This window comes from Psychromonas arctica (assembly GCF_038155225.1).
In the GTDB taxonomy this organism is placed as follows: domain Bacteria; phylum Pseudomonadota; class Gammaproteobacteria; order Enterobacterales; family Psychromonadaceae; genus Psychromonas; species Psychromonas arctica_B.
Genome location: NZ_JBAKBA010000018.1, coordinates 72,937 through 80,877, shown reverse-complemented (window position 1 = coordinate 80,877; position 7,941 = coordinate 72,937). Strand labels below are relative to the sequence as shown.

The window sequence follows — 7,941 nt, the reverse complement described above, 5'->3', positions numbered from 1 at the left end:
TTATAAACCTTTTTAAAACATGAAAAACTGCCTTTAGCAAACTTGATTTCAAACCTAAGCTTGAATCGTTAACCTTACATCGTTCTCAAACTCGCTAGGTAACTTGCGCTACATCCCGTGTCTGTGGGGCGCATTATAGGGATCACAAAACGATTGGCAAGTGTTTTATGGTAAAAAAATCACTATTTTTAACTTTTTTTATTTATCGTTTAAAAAGCAATCAAAAATGACCATTTTATGCTCAAATATTACTCACACCATCTTTTACTAGCTTGATGCTTTATCTGTAAATGGTCCATTACTCTCGCAACCATAAACTCGTGAAGCTCTTCTATTGTGGTAGGTTGATGATAAAACCCAGGTGCTAGTGGCATAACCGTTGCACCTAACTCAGATAATGTCAGCATATTCTTTAAATGTAATGTAGAAAATGGTGTTTCTCTTGGCATTACAATTAACTGCCCTCTTTCTTTAAATACCACATCCGCCGCTCTTTCTATTAAGTTATTTGATAAACCTTGAGCAATAGAAGCTAATGTTCCACAACTACATGGGCAAACAACCATTTTTTTAGGTGCTGACGATCCTGATGCGACTGGTGAAAACCAATCTTTTGAGGTTAATGCTGTAATTTGATCCTTTTTTGCATCAAAACGTTCAACTAAAAATTCATTAAGCGATTCAATATCAGTAGGCCAATCTTCATTGACCTCCGTTTTTAATACAATCTGTGCAGCTTCGGATAATATTAGATAAACTTTTACATTCGCATCGACCATTGATTGTAATAGGCTTAAAAAATAACCACTACCTGATGCACCTGTTACGCCTAATGTTACCGTTTCGTTATATTGCATAGTCATCCTATATTGTTACGACTTAATTAACTTATTCACTCTTACTGACTGCTAATCTATTTTGATTTAACTATTCAAGCTATCTAGTAATTTTTGGTGAATATTACCAAACCCACCGTTACTCATTATTAAGATGTGATCTTTCGATTTTGCTAGTATTGTTAATTCGTTTACCAGTTTATCGATATCTGTTTCGACATGAACGATTTTACCTTGTTCATCAAACAACTCTTTTATAGACCACTCAATATTTTTATCTTCAAAACAATAAACCGTGTCCGCAAGCGCTAATGAATTAACTAATGCTTCTTTATGAATACCTAGTTTCATAGTATTTGAACGAGGCTCCAGTACTGCAATGATTCTTTCATTTCCGACTTTAGCTCGTAGACCTGCAAGTGTTGTTTTAACCGCGGTTGGATGATGAGCAAAATCATCATAAACAGTAATATTATTAATTTTTCCTTTAACTTCCATTCGACGTTTAATGCTTTTGAATTCAGCTAATGCAAGAACACTAATTTCAGGGATCACGCCGACATGCCGTGCTGCAGCAATTGCAGCTAGTGCATTATCAACATTATGATCCCCCATTAAATTCCAATTCACTTGTCCTTTCTGAATGCCATCAAGTTTAACTTTAAATTGCGTACCATCACCCTTCATTTTTTCAGCAGACCAATTCTCACCTAAATATTCAACTTCACTCCAACACCCCATATGCTTAACAGCCATTAGTGCTTCATCTTTATTCGGTAAAAATACGCGTCCTGTGCTGGGTACTGTTCTCATTAAATGATGAAATTGCTTCTTAATAGCATTTAAATCTTCAAATATATCAGCATGATCAAATTCAAGGTTGTTCATTACTAATGTTCTTGGATGGTAATGAACAAATTTAGAACGTTTATCGAAAAAGGCACTATCGTACTCATCAGCTTCAATCACAAAGAAAGGTGTTTCGCCTAAACGAGCGGATAAACCAAAGTTTTCAGGTACCCCACCGATTAAGAAACCAGGTTGCATATTTGCATACTCTAAAATCCAAGCAAGCATGCTCGATGTTGATGTTTTACCATGAGTACCAGCAACGGCTAATACCCATTTATCTTTTAAGACATGTTCTAATAACCATTGAGGTCCAGAGATATAAGGGATCTGCTTATCTAAAACAGCTTCAACACAGGGATTACCACGACTCATCGCATTACCGATAACAACCAAATCAGGTTTACTATCTAGTTGACTTGGGTCAAACCCTTGGATCAGCTCTATGCCTTGCGCTTCAAGCTGAGTGCTCATTGGCGGATAAACATTTTTATCTGAACCAGTGACTTTATAACCTAATGATTTAGCAAGAATAGCAACACCGCCCATGAACGTGCCGCAGATACCAAGAATATGAATATGCATGAAACCTCAATATTGGAAATAAGAATAAGATGAATGATGTTATCAAATATTAAACTGATGTGGTCGATTTTAACAAATAAGATTAACGTGTTATTTACTATATAAGCGATTAGCTTTAAAACAGATAATAAAAAAGGCGAGTCTCACAAAGAGATTCGCCTTTTTATTGTTCTTAGTAATTAATATAAAAAGTTAATTACTTATAACTGTTTGATTAAGCTTCAAATGAATTTTGTAAGAATGGGATGATTTGTTTTTTGCGACTAACCACACCAGGTAATTCAAACATATTATCAACAACAGTACTGTTTAATGCTGTTGCTACTTTATCAGCATCTTTAGAGATAATTAATGCCGTTGTATCTAGCTTATTAATATCAGTTAATAGCACAATAGTTGAGTGATAATCTTTCTCTACTTGTAATTTTTTCATTTCAACTAACATTTCATCTTTTTTAGAAAATGCTGTTTCTAATGATGTTAATTCTAATTGACCAATGGCTAGTTTCTCACCAGCCATTTCAAACACTTTTTGATCACGTAAAATAAGTTCAGCAGCCGATACCGCTTTAATATCTGATTTAGCTTCAAACTGTGCTTCAGCAAAAGCTTGAATATCGTCAACACCTGCAAGGGCAGCCAATTCATTAGCAGCAACAATATCGATATCTGTACAAGTAGGTCCTTGGAAGTTAACCGTATCCGATATAATTGCGCCCATCATCATTTTAGCAACAGCCGCATCAGGTACTTGATTATTGAATTTGTACATGTTGTAAACAATGGTTGCACTACAACCGACAGGCCAAATCCAACACTCTAAAGGTGTTGATGTTGTGATATCACCTAATTTATGGTGATCAACAATACCTAGGATAGTTGCTTTTTTCATGTCAGCAGTACCTTGACCCCAGTCAGAGTAGTCAACAATAAAAATTTCTTCGCCAGCAACTTCGGTGCGAATTTCAGGTTGAGGTAAACCTGATTGTTCTAATAAGAATAACGCCTCAGGATTTGGTTCACCTTGTAATGCAGGAGTTGCTGATTTGCCCATTTTATTAAATAAACTAGCAAGGCCGATAGCACTACATAAGCTATCACAATCTGGGTTTTGGTGTCCTAATACAATCATCGATATATCCACTATTTTAATAAGTTAATTGGGGGTGATTAGTTAATTTCTGCAGAATACCTGATTCTGCAAGTAATTTTAAGTATAAACGTTTATCTAAAATGACTCTTTTCAATCTTAATATTTCTATCTCACTTGTTTTAAGTGATCAAACTCTGTTCTGCACATTTAATACTAGCTGTTATTTTTAGTATTAACCGTCGTGTGAAATAGATTAATACTTTCTATCAGTTCATATAGAAACATACAGAATCTTTAATATAACTAAGATTATACTCCGATGAATTAACAAAATATATAACAGCTCTTGAGATGAAATAGATCTCGTTTATATTAAAAACTTAATAGACATTTCAACTTTAATTAAAATCGATGTGTCTATTAAGTATTTATTTGTGAATATTAGTTTAGGAAAGATTTTTGTCGGTAACACTTAATAGAAAGAAGAAGACTACCGCCGCTCTCAAAATATAGACTTAACGTATGATGGTTATTTTATATCGATGTATGATTACAGTTACAACAGCGAAACCATACACCACAACAGCTTATTCTTAACGTCCAATGGCTTGTTTTACATAAACATCAAATCGATTATTTTTCATGTTGATACTCATACTAGGCTTTTTATCATTTAAGAATGGGGCATAGTCGGGGCGCTTTACTACTACTCTGTATTTGGCGGCAGCTAATGCGACATCCAATAGATCATCGGCATCTAAATCGGCACCGACAACCCCTTGGAATACGCGCATCTCTTTTTTTACTAACGCAGACTTTTTTTTATGTGGGAACATAGGATCTAAATAAACAATATCTGCTTGGTTATTTTGTAGATACTCATAACCACTTGCATGAGTTAAACGCATACGTTGCTGCATCCACTCACCTATTTCACTGTCTAAATAAGCTCTTTCTAGCCCATCTTGTAATAATGCAGCAGCGATTGATGAACGTTCAACCATATCAACCTTGCACCCTAAAGAAGCAAGCACAAAAGCATCACGTCCTAAGCCTGCCGTCGCATCTATTACATGGAGCTCTATTCCAGCTTTAATGCCGACTGCTTTTGCAATTGATTGCCCTTTACCACCACCAAACTTTCTACGGTGGGCAACAGCGCCAGAGGCAAAATCAACAAAAACCAAACCTTGTTGTTTGTCATCCAATTGCTCAAGGGCTAAATAGTCAGGTAACAAGCGTAATTGGAACGGTTCACTTTTAGAGGCTAAAAACCCCCATTTTTCTCGTAACTTCTTGGCTTTAGGTGCCAGAATATTTTCATTACAGATTAATGCGATATCCATTAATAATCCTCTTCGTTCAATGAAGTTGACAATAATGCCATCATATCTATCGGCATAGGTTTTCCTAAGTGGTAACCTTGTGCATAGTCGACGCCGATTTCTTTTAATTTTTCGATGATATCTTCATTCTCTACATACTCTGCAATGGTCTTTTTACCAAACAGATGGCTTAACTCGTGAATTGTTTTAACAATACCAAAGTCTTGTGCGTCGCTTGCCATATCTTTAACAAAAACCCCATCAATTTTTAAATAATCTACATTCAAGCGTTTTAAATAACCAAATGAAGAAAGGCCTGTACCAAAGTCATCTAACGCCAATTTACACCCTAATTTTTTCAAAGAATTGATTAGTTTAGATGCATTGCTAAAGTTACCTATTGCTACCGTTTCAGTGATTTCAAAACACAGTTTTTCTAATGGTAGTGAAGAATGCGTTAATAGTTGAACGAGATCTTCAATAAATTTAGGATCGCCAAGTGACTGCCCAGATAAGTTAATTGAGCACATATTTAACTTTAAAACATGCTCAGGATGATTTTTAAGCCAATTTAATGTTTTAGTAATAATGATCATATCGATCTTATCAGCTAAGTTATAACTTTCAGCAATCGGAATAAATTTAGCTGGCGGCGCTAGTTCACCATTTTCATCAATCATTCTTGTTAGGATTTCATAATGTAAGTAATCATCATCGCCATCCACTGGCTTAATTAACTGTGCATATAAACAAAAACGCGTTTCATCACGCAAGGCATCTTGAACTTTAGTTACCCAAACGACTTCTTCTCGGCGTAATTCCTCTTGTTTATCTTCCTCATAAACATGAATACGATTTCGCCCTGATTGCTTAGCGGTATAACAAGCACTATCGACACAGTTAAGAGCTTGTACACCATCCCTAGAAAAAGTAGATAGCTCAGTAAGACCGATACTGATGCCTAATGAAAAGTGATGCTCTTCCCATAAGAAATAATGTTTAGCAATCGCTGAAATAATGGTTTCAGCAACTTTATGTGCTTCATCGAGTTCAAGCATTGGTAGAATGATGGCAAACTCATCACCACCTAAGCGAGCAACCATTGCTCTTGTTGGTACACTGTCGGTCAATATCGTGGCAATTTGTCGTAACACTTCATCGCCAGCATGATGTCCACAGGTATCGTTGATGATTTTAAATTTGTCCATATCCAAATACATTAAACTACATGGATTATTTGACGTTTGTATATCTTGTAAACTTTTGTCTAACTGACTTTCAAAAAACAAACGGTTCTTTAATCCCGTTAGATAATCATGCGACGCCCGATAATTTAACTCTTTGGAAAGCTCATAACGTTCAGTTATATTTTCACAGACGAGAAAGTATTGATCGTGACCTTCTATTTTTCTTACTCGTTCATTAATCCAGACTTTTCTGCCATTCTTTGTAGAATAAGAAATTTCTCGTGTTAATAACATGTCCTCTCGATCAGCACATTCTGCAAGATAGCTTTTTAATTCGTTAATATTAACTAATTGAGAATAAAGTGTGACAAGGTTTCGGCCAATTAACTCTCCGTCTGCATAACCTAATAAATTACAGCCAAATTTATTACAAGACAAAATCAAACCTTGTACATTTAACATGAGCAACATTGAAGGGCTTTCATCTAATAATAGGTTTGAACGTTTATTAGCCTTTTGAACTTCTTCTTCTACCGCTTTAATACTACTGATATCACGAGCTTCAACAATGATTGATGTGATTTCATTGCGACTATTACCTGTATCCAAGTCATTTTTAACAGGTTGAATGAAAACATCAAATGCGTAACTTTCCTGACTTTTGTTAATTAATCGACATTCAAATCGAGCGGTTTTGCCTACTCTAGCCTGTCCCATCGCTGACTTTAATTTCCTTTTACTCGCAGCATCATATTGCCACCAAGGTGTTTCCCATAATATTTCGCCATTAACATCATTTTCTGACATTTCAATAAAGTCTAAAGCAGTTTGATTTGCCATTTTTACTTCACCAACCAAATCTAAGATAAAGATAAAGTCATAAGAAACATTAAAAATATTTTTAACTCTTTCATGCTTGGCTTTTAATAAAGAGGTTGTTACCTGTAAATTATGGAATTTTCGCCATCCCCATATAAAGACTAGAGTAAAAATAAATAAAATAATCAAAAGCGTCATCAGACCAAAATGAGTTTCATCTTCTTGATCTGGTTGATTAATGATTTTATAACCATCAGGTAGGTCACTCCCTTTAATCCCCCACCTTAATAACTCAGCATATTGTATAAGGTATTGATTATTTAAATTTATTTCAGCAGGTAAGTCTTCAATTGAGACTCCTTCTAAAAGTTGTAAAACTTTATCTGCTGCAGCCTCTCCTTGAATAAAGCCACTTGCCACGACACCACCTAAGACTCCCTCAATTAAGTCATGCTGGTGTAATACAAACAAAGGAATTCTAGCAATTGATGTTAAAGACTTGAGTATTTCATCCCGGTTTACAAATGAACCGTCTTTATCTCGCGAAAAATCGCTAAAAATTAACACCGCATTATTTCGAGCTTTACTAATAACTTTTTTTAAAGAAACTTCTGTTTCTTTACTTAAAATAGTTAAGCTTTGGTTAGGATTTATAGATAATTTTTGAATAGTATCATCTGTTAATTTACTCGTAGAAGAAGTACCCGTTACAATATAAATATCAGTTGCTTTAGGAAATAATTCTATCGCTAAATTTACAGTATCAAAAATATTTTCAGGTTCTACGACAGCAGATAATTTATGGGAGAATTCGGTAACTAAATGATTTTTTAACTTAATCCCAGTTAAGATAATAGGTGTATTGACAAATAACCGCTCACCATAGTTCTCCACTAATTTAAACGCATTTTCGCCGCTCACAATAACAGCATCAAATTTCTTAGCATCAAACTTTCTTGATAGAAAATCGACATGTCTAATTATCGCTTGATCAGACATTGTTTGATTACTGTCTAAATACGATACATATAGTGAAATATTGCTATCTAAAAACTTTTTTTCAATGCCTTTCTGAATCTGACGCGTTTGCTCATTACCTTGATAACCAGAATGTAACACTAATACTTCAGATGAGATGGCATTAATAGAATAGAAAAGTAGAAAGAAAGAATAGTATCTAAACGCATTCTTTTTGAGGATAAATTTTAAAGACGTTAACAAGAGAGTTTCCATATATAAACAAATGC

The 7,941-nt window shown here is 34.8% G+C and carries 5 protein-coding genes; all 5 read right to left on the bottom strand.

Annotated features, from left to right (window positions below):
• Positions 1 to 248: 248 nt before the first annotated feature.
• The gene (locus tag V6255_RS09370) at positions 249 to 857 is read right to left on the bottom strand and encodes a flavin prenyltransferase UbiX (RefSeq protein ID WP_341627909.1); all 609 of its coding nucleotides are present in this window, start codon (positions 855 to 857) and stop codon (positions 249 to 251) included.
• 66 nt (positions 858 to 923) lie between these two features.
• A complete protein-coding gene (mpl, locus tag V6255_RS09365) occupies positions 924 to 2,270 on the bottom strand; it encodes a UDP-N-acetylmuramate:L-alanyl-gamma-D-glutamyl-meso-diaminopimelate ligase (protein WP_341627908.1) in 1,347 nt (448 codons plus the stop codon).
• Between the two features lie 214 nt (positions 2,271 to 2,484).
• Complete coding sequence (locus V6255_RS09360) at positions 2,485 to 3,402, bottom strand: manganese-dependent inorganic pyrophosphatase (RefSeq protein ID WP_341627907.1); 918 nt, start codon at positions 3,400 to 3,402, stop codon at positions 2,485 to 2,487.
• 554 nt (positions 3,403 to 3,956) lie between these two features.
• Positions 3,957 to 4,709 (bottom strand): class I SAM-dependent methyltransferase, encoded by a 753-nt coding sequence (locus V6255_RS09355; RefSeq protein ID WP_341627906.1) that lies wholly within the window; start codon positions 4,707 to 4,709, stop codon positions 3,957 to 3,959.
• A complete protein-coding gene (locus tag V6255_RS09350; protein WP_341627905.1) occupies positions 4,709 to 7,927 on the bottom strand; it encodes an ABC transporter substrate binding protein in 3,219 nt (1,072 codons plus the stop codon). The genes V6255_RS09355 and V6255_RS09350 overlap by 1 nt, the downstream gene beginning before the upstream one ends.
• Between the last annotated feature and the right edge of the window lie 14 nt (positions 7,928 to 7,941).